The sequence below is a fragment of the Rhodococcus sp. p52 genome, from assembly GCF_000763325.2.
Lineage (GTDB): Bacteria > Actinomycetota > Actinomycetes > Mycobacteriales > Mycobacteriaceae > Rhodococcus > Rhodococcus pyridinivorans.
The window spans coordinates 4,606,875-4,625,172 of record NZ_CP016819.1; the positions used below are offsets into that span (position 1 = coordinate 4,606,875).

At 66.6% G+C, this 18,298-nt stretch carries 23 protein-coding genes; all 23 read right to left on the minus strand.

Annotated elements, in window-relative coordinates; translation table 11 throughout:
• Window positions 1-1,554: a Gp37-like protein gene (locus IM25_RS21305; protein WP_033097147.1), complete on the minus strand. Its 1,554-nt coding sequence runs from the start codon at window positions 1,552-1,554 to the stop codon at window positions 1-3.
• Window positions 1,551-2,363 carry a hypothetical protein gene (locus IM25_RS21310; protein ID WP_033097146.1) on the minus strand — a complete coding sequence of 271 codons (813 nt, stop codon included), beginning with the start codon at window positions 2,361-2,363 and terminating at the stop codon, window positions 1,551-1,553. Before IM25_RS21310 ends, IM25_RS21305 begins: the two co-directional genes overlap by 4 nt.
• Window positions 2,364-6,137, minus strand: coding sequence for a phage tail tape measure protein (locus IM25_RS21315; RefSeq protein ID WP_065996380.1), 3,774 nt, complete (start codon window positions 6,135-6,137; stop codon window positions 2,364-2,366).
• A 291-nt stretch (window positions 6,138-6,428) separates the two neighbouring features.
• Window positions 6,429-6,824 (minus strand): DUF7426 family protein, encoded by a 396-nt coding sequence (locus IM25_RS21320; protein ID WP_033097145.1) that lies wholly within the window; start codon window positions 6,822-6,824, stop codon window positions 6,429-6,431.
• On the minus strand, window positions 6,825-7,142 hold the full coding sequence (locus IM25_RS26135; protein ID WP_157126973.1) for a hypothetical protein: 318 nt from the start codon (window positions 7,140-7,142) through the stop codon (window positions 6,825-6,827).
• On the minus strand, window positions 7,025-7,489 hold the full coding sequence (locus IM25_RS26140) for a DUF7426 family protein (protein ID WP_157126974.1): 465 nt from the start codon (window positions 7,487-7,489) through the stop codon (window positions 7,025-7,027). Before IM25_RS26140 ends, IM25_RS26135 begins: the two co-directional genes overlap by 118 nt.
• Window positions 7,490-7,611: 122 nt before the next feature.
• Window positions 7,612-8,121, minus strand: coding sequence for a phage tail tube protein (locus IM25_RS21335; RefSeq protein ID WP_052040041.1), 510 nt, complete (start codon window positions 8,119-8,121; stop codon window positions 7,612-7,614).
• A gap of 12 nt (window positions 8,122-8,133) precedes the next feature.
• Window positions 8,134-8,571, minus strand: a complete 438-nt coding sequence (locus tag IM25_RS21340; RefSeq protein WP_033097143.1) for a minor capsid protein — start codon at window positions 8,569-8,571, stop codon at window positions 8,134-8,136.
• Complete coding sequence (locus IM25_RS21345) at window positions 8,568-8,765, minus strand: hypothetical protein (RefSeq protein WP_033097142.1); 198 nt, start codon at window positions 8,763-8,765, stop codon at window positions 8,568-8,570. Before IM25_RS21345 ends, IM25_RS21340 begins: the two co-directional genes overlap by 4 nt.
• Window positions 8,762-9,076: an HK97 gp10 family phage protein gene (locus tag IM25_RS21350; protein WP_033097141.1), complete on the minus strand. Its 315-nt coding sequence runs from the start codon at window positions 9,074-9,076 to the stop codon at window positions 8,762-8,764. The genes IM25_RS21345 and IM25_RS21350 overlap by 4 nt, the downstream gene beginning before the upstream one ends.
• Before the next feature lie 8 nt (window positions 9,077-9,084).
• Entirely contained in the window at window positions 9,085-9,417 is a 333-nt protein-coding gene (locus IM25_RS21355; RefSeq protein WP_198162514.1) for a hypothetical protein, read from the minus strand.
• Entirely contained in the window at window positions 9,411-9,824 is a 414-nt protein-coding gene (locus IM25_RS21360; RefSeq protein ID WP_033097140.1) for a hypothetical protein, read from the minus strand. The genes IM25_RS21355 and IM25_RS21360 overlap by 7 nt, the downstream gene beginning before the upstream one ends.
• A 48-nt stretch (window positions 9,825-9,872) precedes the next feature.
• On the minus strand, window positions 9,873-10,160 hold the full coding sequence (locus IM25_RS21365) for a hypothetical protein (protein ID WP_157126975.1): 288 nt from the start codon (window positions 10,158-10,160) through the stop codon (window positions 9,873-9,875).
• Window positions 10,157-11,092 carry a P22 phage major capsid protein family protein gene (locus IM25_RS21370; protein WP_033097138.1) on the minus strand — a complete coding sequence of 312 codons (936 nt, stop codon included), beginning with the start codon at window positions 11,090-11,092 and terminating at the stop codon, window positions 10,157-10,159. The genes IM25_RS21365 and IM25_RS21370 overlap by 4 nt, the downstream gene beginning before the upstream one ends.
• A gap of 12 nt (window positions 11,093-11,104) precedes the next feature.
• On the minus strand, window positions 11,105-11,743 hold the full coding sequence (locus IM25_RS21375; protein ID WP_065996382.1) for a hypothetical protein: 639 nt from the start codon (window positions 11,741-11,743) through the stop codon (window positions 11,105-11,107).
• Between the two features lie 98 nt (window positions 11,744-11,841).
• Window positions 11,842-13,032 (minus strand): phage minor capsid protein, encoded by a 1,191-nt coding sequence (locus IM25_RS21380; protein ID WP_052040039.1) that lies wholly within the window; start codon window positions 13,030-13,032, stop codon window positions 11,842-11,844.
• Window positions 13,033-13,050: 18 nt separating this feature from the next.
• On the minus strand, window positions 13,051-13,344 hold the full coding sequence (locus tag IM25_RS21385) for a hypothetical protein (protein ID WP_033097137.1): 294 nt from the start codon (window positions 13,342-13,344) through the stop codon (window positions 13,051-13,053).
• Entirely contained in the window at window positions 13,316-14,917 is a 1,602-nt protein-coding gene (locus tag IM25_RS21390) for a hypothetical protein (RefSeq protein WP_198162515.1), read from the minus strand. The genes IM25_RS21385 and IM25_RS21390 overlap by 29 nt, the downstream gene beginning before the upstream one ends.
• Window positions 14,914-16,197, minus strand: coding sequence for a terminase large subunit domain-containing protein (locus IM25_RS21395; protein WP_232333364.1), 1,284 nt, complete (start codon window positions 16,195-16,197; stop codon window positions 14,914-14,916). Before IM25_RS21395 ends, IM25_RS21390 begins: the two co-directional genes overlap by 4 nt.
• 3 nt (window positions 16,198-16,200) lie before the next feature.
• Window positions 16,201-16,734, minus strand: a complete 534-nt coding sequence (locus IM25_RS21400) for a helix-turn-helix domain-containing protein (RefSeq protein WP_033097136.1) — start codon at window positions 16,732-16,734, stop codon at window positions 16,201-16,203.
• Between the two features lie 257 nt (window positions 16,735-16,991).
• The gene (locus tag IM25_RS21405; protein ID WP_052040038.1) at window positions 16,992-17,657 is read right to left on the minus strand and encodes a hypothetical protein; all 666 of its coding nucleotides are present in this window, start codon (window positions 17,655-17,657) and stop codon (window positions 16,992-16,994) included.
• Window positions 17,654-17,998, minus strand: coding sequence for a hypothetical protein (locus IM25_RS21410; protein ID WP_033097135.1), 345 nt, complete (start codon window positions 17,996-17,998; stop codon window positions 17,654-17,656). The genes IM25_RS21405 and IM25_RS21410 overlap by 4 nt, the downstream gene beginning before the upstream one ends.
• Window positions 17,995-18,216 carry a hypothetical protein gene (locus IM25_RS21415; RefSeq protein WP_033097134.1) on the minus strand — a complete coding sequence of 74 codons (222 nt, stop codon included), beginning with the start codon at window positions 18,214-18,216 and terminating at the stop codon, window positions 17,995-17,997. Before IM25_RS21415 ends, IM25_RS21410 begins: the two co-directional genes overlap by 4 nt.
• Window positions 18,217-18,298: the final 82 nt, after the last annotated feature.

The window sequence follows — 18,298 nt, forward strand, 5'->3', positions numbered from 1 at the left end:
CTAGAGACTGTTGGCGATGCCGCGGAAGATGCCCGCGTAGTTCTGCAGGTGCGCGAACACGCGCTCCCACCCGTCCTTCGCGCGGTCCTGGCCGAGCGTCACCGTCTCGACCATCCGCTCACCGTTGTCCGCCACCCGCACGTTCGAGATCCACTGCTCGACCGTGGTGCCCCGATCCCACAGCGTGACGATGTCGCCGACCTGGAAGCGCCGGCCGGTGCCGTCATCCACGCCCATGGAGTAGCCGCGACCATCGGGGGTGCCGGACGAGAGTTGGATTTTCACGGTGTCGGAGCCGGAGTTCTCCTTGAGCGTCGATTGCCCGTTCGCCCAGGCGTCGAGCGACCAGGCTGCGGTGTTGTCCCCGAACTTCTCGCCGAGGCCGTGCTCGCCGAGGTCGTCCTCGAGGTCGGGGTCCCAGAACTGTTGGAAGGCAAAAAACACATCGTCGAACAGGTCACCGACAAGAATCGTTCCGAGATTCAGCCCCGGGAACAGGGCATTGAGTAGGAGCTGCAGTGCGAAGTTGGCGCCCCACTCGATGACCTGGTTCATGATCTCGGGTGCCTTGCCGCCGATGAGCACTTTGTGGGCGGTGGCGTGCGCGACGTCCCGCTCGTAGTACTCCACCTGCGTCGAGTCGGTGCGGAATTGGATCTTCCGCATGTCGCGTTTGGCGTGGGTGTCGAAGACGTACCCGGAGCGGGTCATCTTGTTCCATGTCGACGGGTCCTGCAGGCCGAGGATGTTCCCGGGGTTGGTGAAGTTCAGGAAGTTATCGGAGGTGTAGTCCATGACCGACTGCAGCTGAGCGATCGTGTCGGTGTTGAACACCTTCGGCGAGGGCTTGCCGTCCGCGATCGACCACAGGTGGCAGGACAGGCCGATCTCCTGCATCTGCACCGTCTGGTCGAACAGCTCGTCGAGCTGCGTTGCCCGGGCCTGCAGGACGCACATCTCGTCGAGCGCTTCGGCGGCGATGTCGAGCAGGTCGTCGAGGGTGTCGATGTCGTCTAGGTCCGGCAGCTCCGGCACGGTCCGGCGCACCGGGAGTTTGCCGTAGACGGGCTTGCGTAGCCGGGTCATCACCTCGGCGAGGTACAGCTTGGAGACCATGTCGAACGGTCCCCACTTCACGTTCTGCTTGCCCGTGATGTTGATCTGAAACTCGGGTGGCAGGGTGTTGTTCACCCACACCAGGCCCGACATCAGCCACACCAGATTCGAGATGCAGGTCAGGGTGATGATCTCGCGGCCGGGCTTGCCCTTGACGTTCGCGCGCAGGACACGACCATCCCAAGGGATGCCGTTGTGTTCGGTGCGGACGTGGATGACCTTGCGCCGGCAGTCGACCAGATACCCCGCCATCGGGTGATCACCCTTGATGCGGATCGTGGCCGAGGTCGGCTTGTTCCAGTCCCACTCGAACTCGGCGCCGATGTAGCCACCGAGAGGCCGCCACGCCGTCGCCATCGGGTTGCCGATCTCGATGTCGAACCCGACCGGGGCGTCGGTGTTGGGGCGGGCATAGCCGGGCTCGTAGACGATGGTCATAGGGCCGCCCAATGCAGCTGAGGCACAGTGATCTCTACCTTCGTCGTCGAGGAGGTGCCGGTGCCGGTGATGGTGATCGGCACGGTCCTACGGCCGGCGGGGATCTGCTTGTACCAGCGGCGTCCGATCCACGACCGGTCTGTGCCGGCGCTGTCGTTGATCTGGAAGAAGTCCGGGTCGGTCTCGATGGTCCAGCGATCCCCCGCTGCGATGGTCGGCAGTGGCACCGCTTCGCCTTGCCAGCCGATCGTGGGCAGTGTGACGGGGCCAGTGATGACGATGTGCGGCCACACCGGCTCGTCGCTGTCCGAGTCGATCGACGCGCCCGCGAACTCGGCCGGGGTGAACGTCTTCACGACGGGGCGGCGCCGCCACCACGATTCGTCCGACCGCAGTGTCACCGGGTCGGACAGGATCACCCCGGCGTCCTTCATCAACGTCAGATTCGGCGGCTCGAGCTTGCTTCCGAGGCGCACGTCCTGGAAGCGGTCCCCACCGAAGTCCGTGATGGTATGGAAGCGGTGGATCTGCTTACCGCGGCCGAGGGAATGCCGCCACCGGCGCAGTGTTTCGATGCGTCGGTGAGCGACCGGTTCGGTAATCTTCACGTCGAGGCCGATGAGGTTCGGTTCGTCCATGCGCGCGCGCATCGTCACGCCCGCCTGATCGACGTTCTTCTGGTCATCGAAAGCGAAGCCGGCACCCTCGAGACCTGTCGGATCGGTGCGCAACGAGAGCGGGCAGGTGGGGTCAGTGAAGTCCCACACCTGCCCGTCCCAGCATTCGAGGACGTACCGCCTCCCCGCCATCTACAAACCTCGCTTCGTGATCTCGATCTGTGCTGTGCGGGAACCACTGTCGATGTCGACCTGCACGTCGACGGGGTTGGGATTCTCGGCGGCCTTCTTGATCGCCTCGAGCTGCTCGGCGATCCGGTCCGCCCAGTCCCCGAACGCCTTCTCCAAACCGGGGTGGGAGTTGGCGCCGGTGTCGAACTGGCCGGTGAACGCGCCGTTCTCGTCGAACCCGGAGGCGATGGCGAAAGCCCCGCCGATACCGAGGGCCGCGAGGTTGTACATCGTGGCCCGCCGCTTGTTCGGCGACATATTCGCCCAGCCCTCGGCAGTGAGAGGCACATCGAAGGTGGAGCCCTTGTCGCCGATATCCCCGCCGAAGCCGGTGAGTCCGCCGTTCTCCATCGGCACCAGCTCGAACCCGAATCGGTGCGCGACCTCGCGGGTCAGCCCGACCGACCGGCCGCGCTTCGCCGCGGAGAGTGGGATGTATGCCTCCCCACCCGTGCCCTTCTCCGCGTAGCGGATCAGGTCCGCACCGTCCGGGGCGATGTGCGCGTCCCGGAAACCACCCTGATCGAACGCCCGAATCGACGCCGACCAGATCGGTTGCCGCTCCTCCTCTGCCGGCTTCTCAGTGGTCTTGCCGCCGAGACTGTCGGGCCAGTTGGTGACGAACACCCGCTGCCCGTCCGTGGACATCGCCACCCCGGTCGAGGTGGAGCCCTTCGTGAGGTCGCTGGTCAGATCCTCCTTGGAGAACGTGCCCGTGCGACCTTCGATCGTGCTGATACCCCGATCGATGGCTTCCTGTTCCGCGCGTGCCTGCGCCTCCGCGCTCCCCCCCGGAGAAGGCGGCGAGGAGCGTGCCCAGTGGACGTGGTTTTCGTGCTGGGCCATCGTCGCCGCGCCGTAGAACGAGCCGTCGACGAACTGCCCGTTCTTGATATTCCGGTCGAACCGAGGGTCGGAGTAGATCAGCTCGAGGGAATCGGGGTAGTTGTCGGCGATCCAGTTCGCGAGCGCGAGCTGTTCGTCGGTGTTCCCTGACCCGTTGCTGAAGTCCGCAGCGAGCCCGGACCCGTGGTGGTCGTTCGTGTTGCGGTACCCCGAGGTCATCGACAGCGCCGGGAAGTTCGCAGCCACGGTCGACTGCATCCCCTCGACGACGCCGCCGTTCGCCATGTGCAGGATGTCGTCGAGCTTGAGCAGCCCGAACCCCATTCGCTTCGCAGTTTCGGCGAGGATCTTCTCCGACCGCCTGCGCTTCGACGGTGCGCCGGGGATGTACGCCTCCCACCCGGTTTCCCCTTCGGCGTACCGAACGGGCCCGAGCGGAGTGGAGGTGAGGGTGCCGTTCCCGCGGCCGGGTGCGATGTGCGCCTGGTCGAGGGAGCCGTTCGCGCGCTGCCGGACACCACCGTCGGCCATGCCCGCGTCGTAGATCGTCGGGCCGACGAAGTCATCGGCCACACCACCCGCTCGACGCCGCGCCTGGATCTCGACGTACATGTCGACGGACTTGCCGTTGTTGCGGGCGATGAAGTTGTCGATGGCGTTCTGACCGTCGTCGGTGTCCGCGGTGACGAGCACCGTGCCGTCCGGCAGGGTCTCCACTTTCAGCCCGAGAGCTGCCAGCTTGTCCATCGAGTCCTGGGTCAACGCCTCCGTGTGGATAGTCTTGCTGTCCGGGACGTCGAGCACCTTGCCATGCAGGACGTCGAGGGCGTACTGCGCTTCGGGCATCCCCGGCTGGCTGATCTGCGTATTGACCAGATCCGGAACGAGGCCGTAGCTGTTGATCAGCGCCACGGCTTCCTTGTTGGTCAGGCCCATCTGCATGGCCTGCTGGATCAACTGGTCCCGGTTCGCGGCGTACTGCCGGGTGAGCTCCTCGACGGTGGCCCCCGCCTCGAGGCCGGTGCGGTTCTGCGCCTCGAACGCAGCGGGGAGCGCCGACAGAGTGTCGTGCATCTGCTTCTGCGCCCAATTCGCCTGGTCGAGCGAGCCCGTCCAGCCCTGAATCTTGATCTGCGTGCCGTCGGCAGTGACGCCCACCGAAGCGATCGAGTTGTTCACCTTCTGGATTTCGTCGTTGAAGGCGGCCGAGAGCTTCATATTCCCGGCGAACTCGTTGAACCGTTCCTGCCCGACTCCGAGTGCGGGGATGAGTTTGTTGTCGATGGCGTCGGCGCCGGCGTTCATCGCCTCGGAGATCGACGTCCCACCACTGCGGGCGGTGTCGGCGAACTTCGCGATATCGCCCGCCATGTCCCCGAAGTCCGGCATTCCGGGGATGAGTTCGTCGAACGGGCCCATGAAGGCATCGAGTCCGGCGACCATCCCAGCGAGGGATTCGAGGAACGAGGCGGACATCTGCGAGCCCGCCTGGGCGAACTCGCCGAGCCCACGCATACCACCGGAGACGAACTGCAGGACCTTCTCCGCTGCATCGAAGGCGGTGTTTCCGATGTCGATGAAGAACTGGATGACACCGGCCCGATTGTTGGAGATGGTGTCGGCGAACTGCTGGATGTAGGGGCCGAAGGCTTCCGCGAGCGATGCCTTGAGTCCGTCGGCGGCGAGGGAGATGGCGCGCATAGCGCCCTCGACCGAGGTGGAGGCATTGTTGCCCATGACATCGATGGCCCGCTTGGCGGCGCCCTCGTAGTCGTTCATCGCCTGCACCGCGGTGGTGAGGTCGAGTTCATTCATCGCGTTGCCGAGGTCCTCGGCTTTGGTTCCGAACAGGCCGACGGCGACCGCGTTACGAACGAGGGGGTCCTCGGTCTCACGGATGCGCGTCAGGAGCTCTTCCATCGCGGCGGCGCCTTCTTCGCCGCCCTGGCCGACTCGCGCCGACATCTCTTCGGCGTTGAACCCGAGTGCCTGGTAGGCATCCGCCGCGGCCGTCGATCCGTCGATCGCACGGATCGCGAACTCCTTGATCGCGTCTGCTGCGGTGTCGGTGTCGCGCGCCCCCGCCTGCACTGCCTGACTCATGAGCCCGAACGCCTGCGCGCCCGTGAGGCCGACCTTCTCGAACTGCACCGAGTACTCGATGATGGTGTCCATCAGGTCTTCGGAGGCGTTCAGGCCGATGTGTGCACCCTTGACCATGAGGTCGAAGGCGTCGTTCACGTCGGTCGCGAACCCGGACTTGACGGCGTTGCCGGCCGCGCGGGCCACCTGCGGGATGTCCTCGCCGAGGATGGTCGCCACGCCGTCGAGGGACTGGATCATCTGCTCGGCGTCGCGCTGCGTGGCACCCGGGTCGAGGAGCCCGTTCTGCATAGCGAGGCGGGCGGTGTCGAGGTTCTGCTCGACGGACTCGCCGAACACGTTGGCGTACGCCTCACCCGCGGCCTGCGCGAACTTGCGGGCCTGGGCGGTAGTGACGCCAGTCTGGGCCTGGAAGAGGTCGCGCTGCAGTTCGGCTTCCATGCCGTCTTTGATCGCCCCGGCGAGCGCGGCACCGGCAGCGAGGCCGATGGCGGCGACACCGATGAGTGAGCCTGCGATCGGGCCTGCCTTGGAGCCGAGGTTGCCGATGGCGTCGGAGAACCCGGACAGGAAGTTGCTGCCGCCCTGCTCGCCTGCGGGGCCGCCGCCCTGCCCTGCCTGCCGGTAGAGGTCATCGAGTTCGTTCTGCGCGGCCCGCAAATCCTCCTGCAGGCGGTTGCCGAGTTCGATATCGTCCATCGCGCCCGCGGCCTGGCGTGCGGCTGCGCGGATCTGCTCGATCTCGTCCGCTGCCCGCCGCGCCTCCGTGAGGAGGTTGGAGTTCATGACGATGTCGTCGACGGATTGGTCGGCGCGCTGGGCGTTGCGCTCGAGCTCCTGGATCTGGTCGGCAATACGCCGGGCCTCGCGCTCGAGCTGGTCGTTGATCTCAACGGCCTGGGCGGCCTGCCCTGCACGCTGGGCGGCGCGGGTGATGTCCTGGAAGCTGTTCGAGATGCGCTGGGTGGCCTGCCGGGACTGCTGCTCGGAGCGCTGGGTGCCCTGGATGAATCGGGAGTCGTCGAGAGTGAGGCGGGCAACAAGCTCGCCGACATCGAGAGCGATAGCTCTGCCCTCCTAGGATTGCTGCTTTCGTGCGCTACGTCGCGCCTTCTCGAGGTCCCCGAGTCGCTCGGAGACCTGTTCGAGGTCGACCATTCGGCCGAGGTGAGCCATCGCCCAGTGGATTTCGGCGAGGTCCGGGGAGAACCCGAAGTGCAGGATGGTGGTGCGGCCGGCGTGCAGGATCATCGGCCACGGGATGCCGTCGGCGACCATCTCGCCGAGTGCCGGACCCAACGCGGCGATGGCCTGGTCGATCTGCTCGACCGGCGGCAATCCTTCCGCGGTGGTCTGCTCGCGCATTGCCTTGGCGGTCTCGTAGTCCGGGGCCGGGACGGTGTACTGCTTGCCGCGGATCGGCAGATGCAGGTCAGGGTCGAACCCGGTTTCAGTGAGGTCCTTGAGCGCCACTCACACGCCTCTCAGTAGGGCCTTGTGCAGGCGGGAGGATGGTTCGGCGGCGAGGCTTTCGATGCGCAGGCGCAGCCATCGCCAGGAACGGGACCGCAGGACACCGGATTCGACGTCGATGCCAGCGTCCTGTAGGTCGAGCTCGATGAGATTCCAGTGATGCAGGCAGTCGGTGATGCTGCGTTCGACCCGGGTCGGTTTCAGCTTCTCAGGTTCGACGCGGTACCACTCGCGCAGGCCGGTGGCGGGGTCGTACGGACCGCCGCCAGGATCATCCGGTCCGTACGTGCCGGGCGCCGAAAGATCGTTCGGATCCACTCCCCCATCCGTGCCTGCTTCGGGGATGGGGGTATCGGATTTCCCGGCGCACCGAGCCGTTCCCACAGGGCCGCGCCTGCGGCTTCGGAGTGGCCGAACCACAGCATGGCGGTGCGGGCGGCGTGCACGATGGTGGGCCAGCGGACGCCGTCGTCGACCATCTGCTGGTAGGTGTCGCCGAGCATGAGCAGGATTTCGGCGCGTTCCTCGTCGTCGGACAGGACCGCGCCGGAGGCGATGAGGCGGTGCAGGCGCAAGCCTTGCCAGGCGCTGCAGGTGATCCGGTAGTCCTTGCCTGCGATGGGTAGGTGCAGGTCCGGGTCGAAGAGCGCGTCGAGGTCCTGCACCTACGCCTCCTCGGTGGGTTCGGGCCCGTCGGCAATCGTGTCGGTGTCGACTGCCTCGCCCCCCGCCAGATCGTCTGGCTGGGGGTCGAGGTCAGTGGTGGTGACGTATGCCGCCGGGCCGACTAAGGGGTCGTCGGGGCGGGCTTGGTGATCTCTTCCGGCTTGCCGTTGCCGATCAGCTGGAAGGAGAACTCCTGCAGGGCGTTGGGGTCGCCGGCTGCGGTGTCCGTCCAGATCACCGGGCCCTGGCCCTGGTAGGCGTCGGGCAGTTCGTCGCGCCGGTAGATCTGGAACTCGACCATGTTGTCGATGCCGGTGCGGCGGCCCTTGCGGCGCAGCAGGTTCTGCCCGGGGTCGTCGACGAATCCGGTGGTGTTCTCGCCCTTGCGCTTACCGGAGCCCTCGACGCGCCAGTTGAGGCCGGTGACGACCTGGGCGCCGAAGCCTTCGCCGTCGATGTCGGAGGCGTCCTGGGCGGCGCCCTCGAAGATCGGGGAGACCGAGGACAGGCCACGGACGAACAGCCAGTCGGTTTCGCCGACGTCGCGGACGCGCAGCACCCAGTCGCGGGCGAGCGCGGTCGCGAGCGAGGAGCTGTTCGGAGGTGCTGCAACCGGGGTGGGGGTAGTCATGGTGTCGTCCTCCTAGGACGGGTTGAGGGTGATGACGTAGCTGTCGGGGCGTGTCCAGCGGCCGTTCGCATCGGGGTCGCGCGGGGCGCGGACGGTGCGGCGGCAGAGCAGGACGCGGACGCTCCCCCACTGTTGGTGGGCGGCGTCGTGGAGCGCGTCGAACAGCGCATCCATGAGGTCATCAACGGCTCGAGGATTGCGGCCGGCACGTCGTCCCCGGATCTGGATGTAGATGTCGGGGTTGTGGTCGTCGCGGCTGCGGTCGTCGTTGTAGGTGTTGATGACGAGGGCGTCGTCGGGCTTGTCCGGCATGGCGCCGAAGAAGACCGCGGGTGGCCCTGTGCCGGTGTAGACGCCGGTCGGTGTGTAGCGGGCGAGGCCGAGGGTGGCGAGGTGCTCGGCGATGGCTGCCTCGACCGCGGTAGTGGCCGGTGCGCGGGCGGTGGTCATTCGTCCTCCGGGGCGTCGAGCACCATGGGGGCGATGAGGTGGGCCTTCGCGAACTCGAGCAGGCCGAGGGTTTCGATCATCATCAGTGGCTCACCGTCGGGCTTGCACGATTCGACCGCGATGCCGTCGCGGCCGTCTTGGTCGATCGTGCGGATGATGGTGATCCGCGATATCTCCATCTCGGATTCGGTCACAGTGCGCTCCTGATCGCCTGGGCGATGACCTGCCCCACCGTCTGCCGGGTGGCAATGACGGCATTCTCGAGGAACTTCGCCTCACCGTGCTCGTGCCGGTAACCCAACTCCTCGTGCTGACGCACCGCGTACGGGAGGGAGTACGAGACCGCGGCCTCGAGGTCCCCGGAGTGGGTGGTGCAGTCGTTGCGCAGCGCCCCGGTTTCCTTCGGCGTCCGCTCGATAGCTTCCTGCTTGATGACCTCGGCGGCGTCGTCGAGACCCCGCTGTGCTGCGGCGCGGATGGCCGCCAGGTTGATGTTCAGGGACACGACACCTCCTAGGTGAGGTCGATCGAGTAGAAGTTCGGCGTGCGGCCGAGGCCGTCGTGGTGCAGCTGCTCGGCGAGCACCTCACACTCACGACCCCCAAACTCCGCAGGCAGCGTCACCAGTGACCCCGGTGGGATCAGCGCGGTGGTTGCCGGCATGGAGACGCGGGCCTCTGAGATCACCTCGGAGCCGTCCGGTGCGAGCACTTTCTTGCGTTTCGCGGTGATTTTCCCCATGACCGTGACCGGATCGGCGTGTACCGGACCGTACGGCCCGTCAGCGACCTTGCGGGCCACCCGCACGGGCCACGCCCACCACACGGCGAGCGGGTCGCTCACCATGATCGCACCAGGTTCGAGCCGAGACCGGCGGTGCGGAGGATTCGCACCGCGGACGGGATGAGCCCGTCCAAGCTCTCGGCCTTCGCAGCCTCGAGTTCCCCGGCGTTCGTCGACACCGATGCCCCGTCGATCGACGAGGCCGTCACCACTTCGGCCATACCGGCACGGCCCGCGGTGGGGTCGATGCCGTGTTGCGCCCAGAATGCAGCCTGGGCGCACGTCGCATCGCGCAACGCGCCCAGCTTCCATGGGTTGGTGGGCAGGCCGTTCGAGTCGGTGTCGTACACGTCTGCAACGCAGGCATCCGCGACAAGCCCGGACGCCTCACGCAACAGCACCGAGCCGTTATGTGGAGGCGGGCTGCCGGTCCACTCCTCGTAGTCGGTGGGTGTGGCGTAGATCAGCACAGTGGCCTCCTGGTGGCGACAGTGCACGCGCGGCGCACCGTCACCGGCTCAGCGGGACAGGATGCCCTTGCGGGCCTTGCCTGCCTTCTCTGCTTCGAGGACGCGGTTCAGTTCGTCGCTGTCTTCGACGGTGGCGAGGTAGTCGTTCACCTCGTCGACGTCGTGCTCGGACGGGTTGAACGCGGCGCCCGTGGCCTCGTCGCCGACGTCGGGGTTGCCGACGAGCTCGAGCATGGCGTCCTGGAGTTGGCGGACCGCGTCGCCCAGTTGGTTCAGCTTCGCGGTGAATCCCGGCTCGCCCTTCGTGAACCGGGGCACCTCTACACGCCCGCTCACGGCGTCGCGTCCAGAGTCAGCTTCACGGCGCGCTTGAGCGACTTCGTGGAGTCGGCGTCCGTGTAGTCGTCCGGGTCCTCCACGACGGAGATGCCGAAGAAAGTCGACAGCACCGACCGGTCGCGCAGGTAGTCCGAGTCGTAGTCCTGGATCCACCGCATCGCGAGGCCGGCGTAGGACTGCGCCTCACCGAAGGCGACACCGCGCGGCACCTGCGGGGCGCGGTAGACGGCCTGGAATGCCGAGGGGTGGAAGACGTATGCCTCGTCCTCGGGGATGCTGTTCGAGGTGACGACGGTGAACCCGGCGACGCGGCCGATGGTCGCATCACGGAGGGCGCTCTGATCGCCCGCCTGGTCGAACTTCTTGAACTGGTCATCCTTGAGGACGACCTGCTCGACTCCGGTGCCGACGAGGCAGATGCGGCCCGCGACGGGCACGTTGTTGTCATTGAGGACCTTGCGGCCGTCGACGAGGGAGTTGTAGAAGCCGCCTGAGGTGGCGATGTCGATGACCGATCCGGCCGGGTAGGTGGCGTCGGAGATCTTGTCGGCGATCTTGCCCTCGAGACGTTCGGCGACCGCGCGGGTCTGCGGGAGCAGCACCTGGTTGGTGAAGTCCTCGATGTCGAGGGTGAGTTCCTCGTCGGTGAGGCCGATTGCGTTGTAGATGTGCGTATCGAGCTTCACGTCGACCTTGAACTCGTTGAGGTCGTCGACCTGGATGGCGGTCGAGCGGTCGTTGCGCCATCCGTAGTCGCGGGCGACGGTGCGGCCGGCGATGCGCAGCGACACGGTGTCGTTGGCCGGGGAGCGCTGGGAGAAGTAGACGTTGGCGTCGGAGGCGATCAGGCGCGGGAGCACGATCTCGCGTTCGAGGACGCCGAGGCCGGACGCGACGATCTGCGCGGCCTTGAGGATGGTGTTTGCCATGGTGGCTGTCTCCTAGTAGAAGGTGCCGCGGCGTTGGGCTGCGGCGTCGGCGAGCTTGCGGGGGTCGGTTTCGTAGCTGTTGCTGCGGCCTCCTCCGGCTTCGCTTCCGAAGTCCTTGCCTTTGGATGCTGCGGCGATTCGTTTTGCGAGGGCCTCGACTTTGTCGGCGGGGACGCCGGCGAGGAGTTCGAGGTCCTTGTCGTCGGTGATGCCGTGCTTGCGGGCGGCGCGTTCGACGGCGAGTTCGGCGCGGGCCTTCTCGGCTTCCTTGGCGGCGGCATCGCGTTCGGCTTCGGCTCGTTGCTTCTCGTCGAGCTTGGCGAGTCGGGCCTTCTCGTCGGCCTTGTCGCGTTCGGCGAGCTTCTTCTCGAGTTCCTTGCGGGCGGCGCGTTCGCGTTCGAGGGCTTTCTTGCCGCCTTCGCCGAGCTTCTCGTCGTCACCGTCGTCAGGCTTGCCCGCACTGTCGTCGGGCGTGCCGTCGCTTGCGCCTCCACCGTCGTCGCTGTGGTCGGTGTTGCCGCCGTCGCCGCCGTCATGCCCCTCGCCGTCGCGGCGGGGGGGCTGTCGGGTGGGCCAACGGCCCGTAGTGGCGAAGGGGTCGATTCCGTGTCTGGATCCGAGGATCTGGGCGAGTGCGGTGGTGCGGCGCATTGGTGGGCTCCTTGAGGGTGTGCAGCGTCGCGCTGCGGTTCGCCCCGGGCACCGTCGCGGTGTCGGGGTGTCCGCCCAGGGGCGGAAGTCTGTGGGGGTTAGCGGGCGCGGTTGATCTGCTCGCGGCGTGGCCGGCGGGTCAGGCCATGCTCGTCGACGTGCTGCTGGATCGCTTCGCGCTGCGCTCGGAGGCGGGCGTTCGCCTCCCGTTTGGCCTGTGGGGTGATGGCGACGGCGGCGCGCTGCTTCGTATCGCGGATGGCGCGTTCCATCGCTCGCTGCTTCTGGGTGGCTGCGTAGCCTTCGGGGTCCGGCTCGGTCTTGAACGTCCGAGATGCGCCCGGCACGAACCGGCTGAGGGCGTGTCCACAGTTCGGATGCCGGAAGCCATTCGAGATGGCCTCGTCCATCGTGGCCTTGATGCGCACCCGGATCGGCCGTCCGGTCGTCGCGGACTCGACCGTGATCGTGCCTGTGCGGCCGTCCAGGGAGAGAACCTGGCCCTCGAACGGCTGGCATTGCGGTGCCGGGTTCGAGTGCGACGAGACGACCATGAGCGTGTGGCCGTGCTCGAGGGCCCGTTCGATGTGAGCCTCGCGCATCGCCTCGTTCACCACGGTGCGGGAGAGCATTTCGACGTAGCTGGTGAGCGACCAGTTCCTGCCTGCGCGGTCCCGGAAGCCGGTGATGCCGCGCTTGGTGAGGATGTCGAGGGCCTGCTGTGCCGCATCCAACCGCGTGCCAGTCGCCGCGGGCGCGCCGAGGATCCCGCCCGTCGGCCTGCCCGCGCGCGGCACTTCGCGGTTGCGGACCTGAACCTCCGTCACGACCTGCGAATACAGAGCTCCTGCGTTCGCAGGGAGGGCTTGAGTGGCTCGGGCCAGGGTCGACCATGCCTGCTGCGTCTGCGCGACGGTGCGGGCTGTGTTGCGGCGGCGTGCTGCTGGCGCCCCGACCGCGCCAGCAGCACCGACCGCGGTAGCCGTCGGCGTGCGGTCCGTCTCGGATTCGTCAGTGTCGGCATCGGCGGCCTCCTCGCCGAGTTCGGCTGCGTCCTGCACGGCCTGCTCGAGGAGCCGCGGCATTCGTTCCTGCAGTCGGCGTGCAAGTTGTTCGGCGTGCTGCCGGAACAGGAGCTGCTGTTCGGTTTGGGTGGTGAGCCAGTCGTCGGTGTCGATCCCCGTGGCGATGGCTTGGGCCATGGCGGTGAGGAGTTCGAGTTCGGCGGCCGTGTAGAGGGCGATGAGTTCGTCGGGGATGTTGCGGGCGTCTTCAGGGTCGAGTGCCACCTGCTACACCTCCTCGGATTATTCCTCGACGGGCTCGTACGTCGCTTCGAAGATGTCCGGCTTACAGGGGTAGAACTCGCCCTTGACGCCGCGGATGATCCAGTCGCCGATATCGGCGCGCATCTGCCCTTCGAGCGTCGGGACTATCAGCCGTTCGAGCCACCGTGGATCGCCACCACCCGTGCTGGTCGCGGTGCACTCGACAACGAAGGTGTCGAGGCCGCCCCACTCCTGCAGCTCGGCGAATCGTTCAGCCGTGCCGTCCCATTGCCTCGCTTCGATCTCAACGGGCTTCTTGCGGTACCGCTCCATCGCTTTCCTCCTCGGTCTCCTGCTCCTCTTCGGGCTGCTCGTCGCCGGCGGGTTGACCACCGAACGGCGGTGCGTCGCCACCGAACACCGGCGCCTCCACCGCGCCCGCGGCCTCGATCAGCGCGACCTCCTCGTCGACCTGCTCCTCCGTCCAGTCCTGATGCAGATACCGAACCTTCGTGCGCGTCGACGCGGCCCGCGCGGTCTCCCACGCCTGCACCGTCTGAGCACGCGCCAGACCCGACTCCTGAGCGAACGGAGGCCAATCGATATCGAGGGGGTCGACCAGGCTCACCCCGGCGAGGCGCGCGCACGCCGTCGTCAGATGCTGCAACGCCACACCGAAGTGGCGGGCCTTGCCCTCGGTGGTGGTGACTGTCGATTCCTTCTTGCCCGACGCTTCCGTCGCCGTCTGCGCGACCTGATCGGACAGACCGAACGACATGGGGCTGTAGCCGGTCTTGCGCAGCACCTCACGCAACAGCATTTCGCCGACCTGGTCGTGCTGCAGCACCCGGATCTCGGGCTGGTGGAACTCGAAGATCGACTCTGCGGCGCCTTCCTTGCCGATGCCGGTGCCGACGCGGGTGAAGATCTCCTGATCCTCGTTGAATGTCAGTCCGGTGCCGGCGCCGCCGTGCTGCAGAACGTCAGCGGAGGCGAACACGCGGGTCTTGCCGAGGCGTACGTCGCGCATCAGGGAGGACCAGACACTGTCGATGCTGTGGTACAGCGGTACGAGGTCTGGGGCTCCACAGTCGGAGGCGCCCATGTTGCGTAGGGCGGGGTCTGCGGACCATTCGGGGTTGGGGATCTTGTTCGGCACGTATTCGACGAGCAGCTCATCGAGCCCTACGTCGACGAAGGACGCTCCGTCGGCGGCGAGACTCACATCAAGGCCCGCGGTGGCGGGATGCTCATTGAGGGGCATGAGGCGTCCGAGACTGCCGCTGGTGCCGCGGTACAGCTCGTGCACGACCCTGCCGCGCTCGTACCGCTCGAGGTGCCGCCACACATCCTGCGAGTCGCTGCCGTCGAGTTCGGTGAAGAACGTGACGGCCCGTAGCCGTCCGCGATGCCAGTCGGGGATGGCGCGGTCGACGTCGACCCATTCGATCCACGGATCGTCCTGCACCTTGCGGTCACGGACTACACGCCCGTACACACCTCCGAGGGCGGACGCGGATTCGCCGGCCGCGTACAGGTCGGAATGAAAGCGCGGCGCATTGAACATGTCGTCGATGCGCCTCTGTACCTGCTCACCTGCCTCGGCTGCGGCGAGGATGGTGGGCGGCTTGGCGAACAGGGCAGTCGCCGACAGGCTGGCGACGTCGGCGGGGATGGGTGCGTGGAGCCGTTCGGGGGTGTCCTGTCCGGCCTGGATGGGCTTTCCCCAAAGGGCGTTCCAGGCGGCTCGGATGCGGCCGGGGTTGCTGCCGTTGGGGTGCTGCGCGTAGAAGTCCTCGAGGCGGTCGGGTGCGCCTTCCCATTGGACGCGGCATTCGGCGACTCGGGCGAACAGTGGCGCCATGTCTTTGGGCGGCCATGCCACGCCGGGTCGGATGCTGCTCACGCGGCTGCCTCGCTCTCGAATCGGTGATCGTCGGGTAGTGGAACGGCGTAGCGCCACATGAACTGGGACGACGCGACTGCATAGCGCAGGGCGTCGCAGAAGTCGTCGTTCTCTTTCACGGGTTTGTCCTCGCCCTTCTTCGCCGCTTTGGAGTCCCATACGTAGCCGGGGATCTCGTTGAGCAGGTTCGAGCACGAGGAGTGGATCAGGAGCTGCTGTGTGGACAGCAGGGATGCGACGACACCGATGCCGAGTTTGTGGCTGTTGGCGGCGTTGGCGATGTTGACGAATCCTTCGCGGTTGAGCTGCATCTTGAGGGCGGCTGCGGAGGGGTCGACGAAGTGATAGTCGGGTGTGCCGTGTTCGTTCTCGAAGCGGCGCAACAGTCGGGTTCGGTCAGCGGGTGTGCCGGCGGGGGGCGCGAACTCGGCCATGGCGTACAGGCGGGTATCTGTGCCGAGGCCCAACAGGATGCCCGCGGCGGGGTGGTTGACGCCGTCGTCGATGCCGATCGCGAGGACGCGCTGCATGGTGGGCAGGGTGTCGACGACGTGCACCTTGGGGTCGAACATGGGGTAGATGACGCCGTCGGCCATGGTCCACAGGCCACGGATGAACCGGTCGTGCCACAGGCCCTTGTACTGCTGCGAGAGGTTCTCGATGTACCCGTCGGGCAGGTATCGGCGGTTGTCCTCCAGCTCGAAGTGGAACACTCGGTGTCCGCGTTCGTGCCGGCGGTCGATGTAGTCCTTCTTGAGGAAGTGGCGCGGCCCGTCGGGGTTGGTGGTGGCTCCCATCCAGGCGCCTTCGATGGAGTGGCGGGCCCTGAGCTGGTTGACGAACTCTTCGGCCATCAGGGTAATCTCGTCGCAGTACGAGATTTCGATGGTCATGCCGCGGATGATGCCTTCGGAGCGGACATCGGAGGAGCCGAGGACGTGCACTGTGCGGCCGAGGATCTCGGCTGTTGGGGCGCCGCGGTTGTACTTCACTTGCGAGGCCCAGTCGCCGAACATGGTGACGTTCTGCAGTGGGCTGATGAGGTTGCGGTAGGCGGTGTCCCGTGTGCGGCCGATGATGACCGCTTCACCTTCCCCTGTGCCTTTCGCCATCTTCATCATGTAAGCGAACAGTGAGCCGACGGTCTTGCCGGATCGGACGGCGCCTTCCCACAGGTTCATCTGCGACTTGGCTGCATCAGCTTGGGCGAGTCCGACGGAGAGGGCTTGTTTGCGGGAGATGGGCAGTCGGTCGATGGGGTCGAGCACCTCGACAGTCACGGGCTATTTCTCCGGTGGTTCGAGCGAGGCGATGTCTTCCGGTGTCACGTTGGTGACGAGGTTGGTGAGGACGTCGTGCATCTGGGCGAGTGTGGACTTCGCGCCGGCCGCGTCCGCGGTGCGGTCGGAGAGCTTGTCGATGATCGCCGCGCTGCCAGATCGGGCGTTGGTGTGTTCCCGCAGATCCCGCGCTGGGATGAATCTCAGATACACCTCATGCTCCGAGCCACCCTCGCCGCGTTTCAGGGTGGGCCACAGGTCCTCACCGTCGAGCACGTCGAGCACCTGCTTCTGCGCCAGCTCCAGGATCCGCAGCTCTGCTTCGGCCGCGGCGGCCTTGCGCTCCCGAGCGTTGAGCACCTTCACCGCCGTCGCCTCAGCAGTGCGCTCCGTCCCGAACGTCAGCTCGAGCTTCTTCGCCCACCGACCGATCGTGACCTTCGGCCGATCCATCCTCTCGGCGATCGCACGCAACGACAGGCCCTGCCCATGCAGTTCACGAAGGCGCCGACTGTCCTCATCGGTCCACGCAGCCATGAGCCACTACACGCACACGAAGGCCGAGACTGGGACGTCCCATCGGGTGGTCCATTCGATCCCTCCTTCGGAAGTTGACGCCCCGCGCTCCCAGGTAGCGAAACCGGACGCGGGGCGGGTCCATCCGAGCGGCGCGAGGGGGTCGGCACTCGAGGATGGACGATTGGGGTGTCTGGAAACGACGAAGCGCGAGCGCCCCGGTGTGGGGTCATCTCGCGCGTACGCGCTGAGCGTATCAGATGATCTTCCGTCGCTGGTCACGCTGTTGCGGTGAGTTGTTCGAGCTCGAGTCGGTGGAGATGTGCGCGCCGTACGTCGCCGACGAGGTACAGCAGGGCTCGTCCGGCTGTCTGGATGGGCTGCACGGCTCCGATATCGCGGAGGTGCTGCACCCGTCGGGCGGTCAGGGTCTTGTACTGGTCGCCGAGTTGACGTGCGAGGTCGGCGATGCCGTGTTTGGACAGGACCATCCGATCAGCTTCGGCGAGGCGCTGCTCGTCGATGGGACGTAGGCGTTCTTCGGGTCGGTCGATGACGCGCCATGCGGATCGGGAGGCGGCGTCGATGTCGGACAACGCTTCTGCGGAGCCTTCGGTGAGGGCGAGGGCGTCGATGTGGGTGCGGAGCCAGCGGGAGGTGCCGGCGGTGCTGGTGTCGCCTTGGTAGTACATGCCGCGCTGTTCGAGGACGTGCCGTGCCCAGCCGACGAGCGTGTTGTGCAGCTGGTCGCGGACGTTGCTGGCGATGTGGTTGTAGGGCAGGGGTTGTTCGGTGCTGTCGTTGCCGCCGAGGGACGGAATGGGGGCGCCGCCGATGCGGTCTTGTCGGAGGATGGTTTCGTCGAGCCTGTGGGCGAGCCAGGGCACGGTTTTGAGGATGGCGTCGAGCTTGGCGAGTTCGGCTTTGGTGAGGTAGCCGTTCATCGTCGCGCCTCCGGGACGTACAGGACGGTTGCGGGCAGTGGAATGTCGGCATTCGCTTCTTGTGTCCCATTGACGTAACGGACAGCGAGATCGAGGGGCCAGTCCCGCTTCTCACCCACTAGCCCGTCAGGTCCGATGATCACCGTGCCGTCAGGCAAGACTGCGAGTTCTTTGTGAGTGGTGATGGTGCGGGGCGTGAGCATCCCGACCGCAATGCGGGCTGCGCGCTCGATTCCATCCCGGAAGTCCTCGGTGAGGTACGGGTCAACGCCTTGCGCCTGTAGCCGTTCCGCGCAGGCAGCCTGCTCAATCCGAGCTTCGAGCACGATGGGGTCTTTCACTGTCCACCTGCCGGGGCCGCGTAGGTGCCACGCTCCGGAGACGGCCGGTACATGCTCGGGTCCGCCTGCGCCGTCATCCGCACCTCCATGAGTTCGGCCCGCAGCTTCTCGTTCGCCTTGTGTGCCTGGCGGGCGGCTTCGGCGGCTTGGCCGAGTTCGTGCTCGAGTGCGTCGATGCGGGCGTTGGCTTCGTCGATGTCGGTGTAGGCGGCGGGCATCCGGCGTGTCCTTTCTCGCGGTGGTTGGTGTGGGTCCGGCCCCGTGCACGGGAAGCTGTGCACGGGGCCGGGGTCTCAGGTG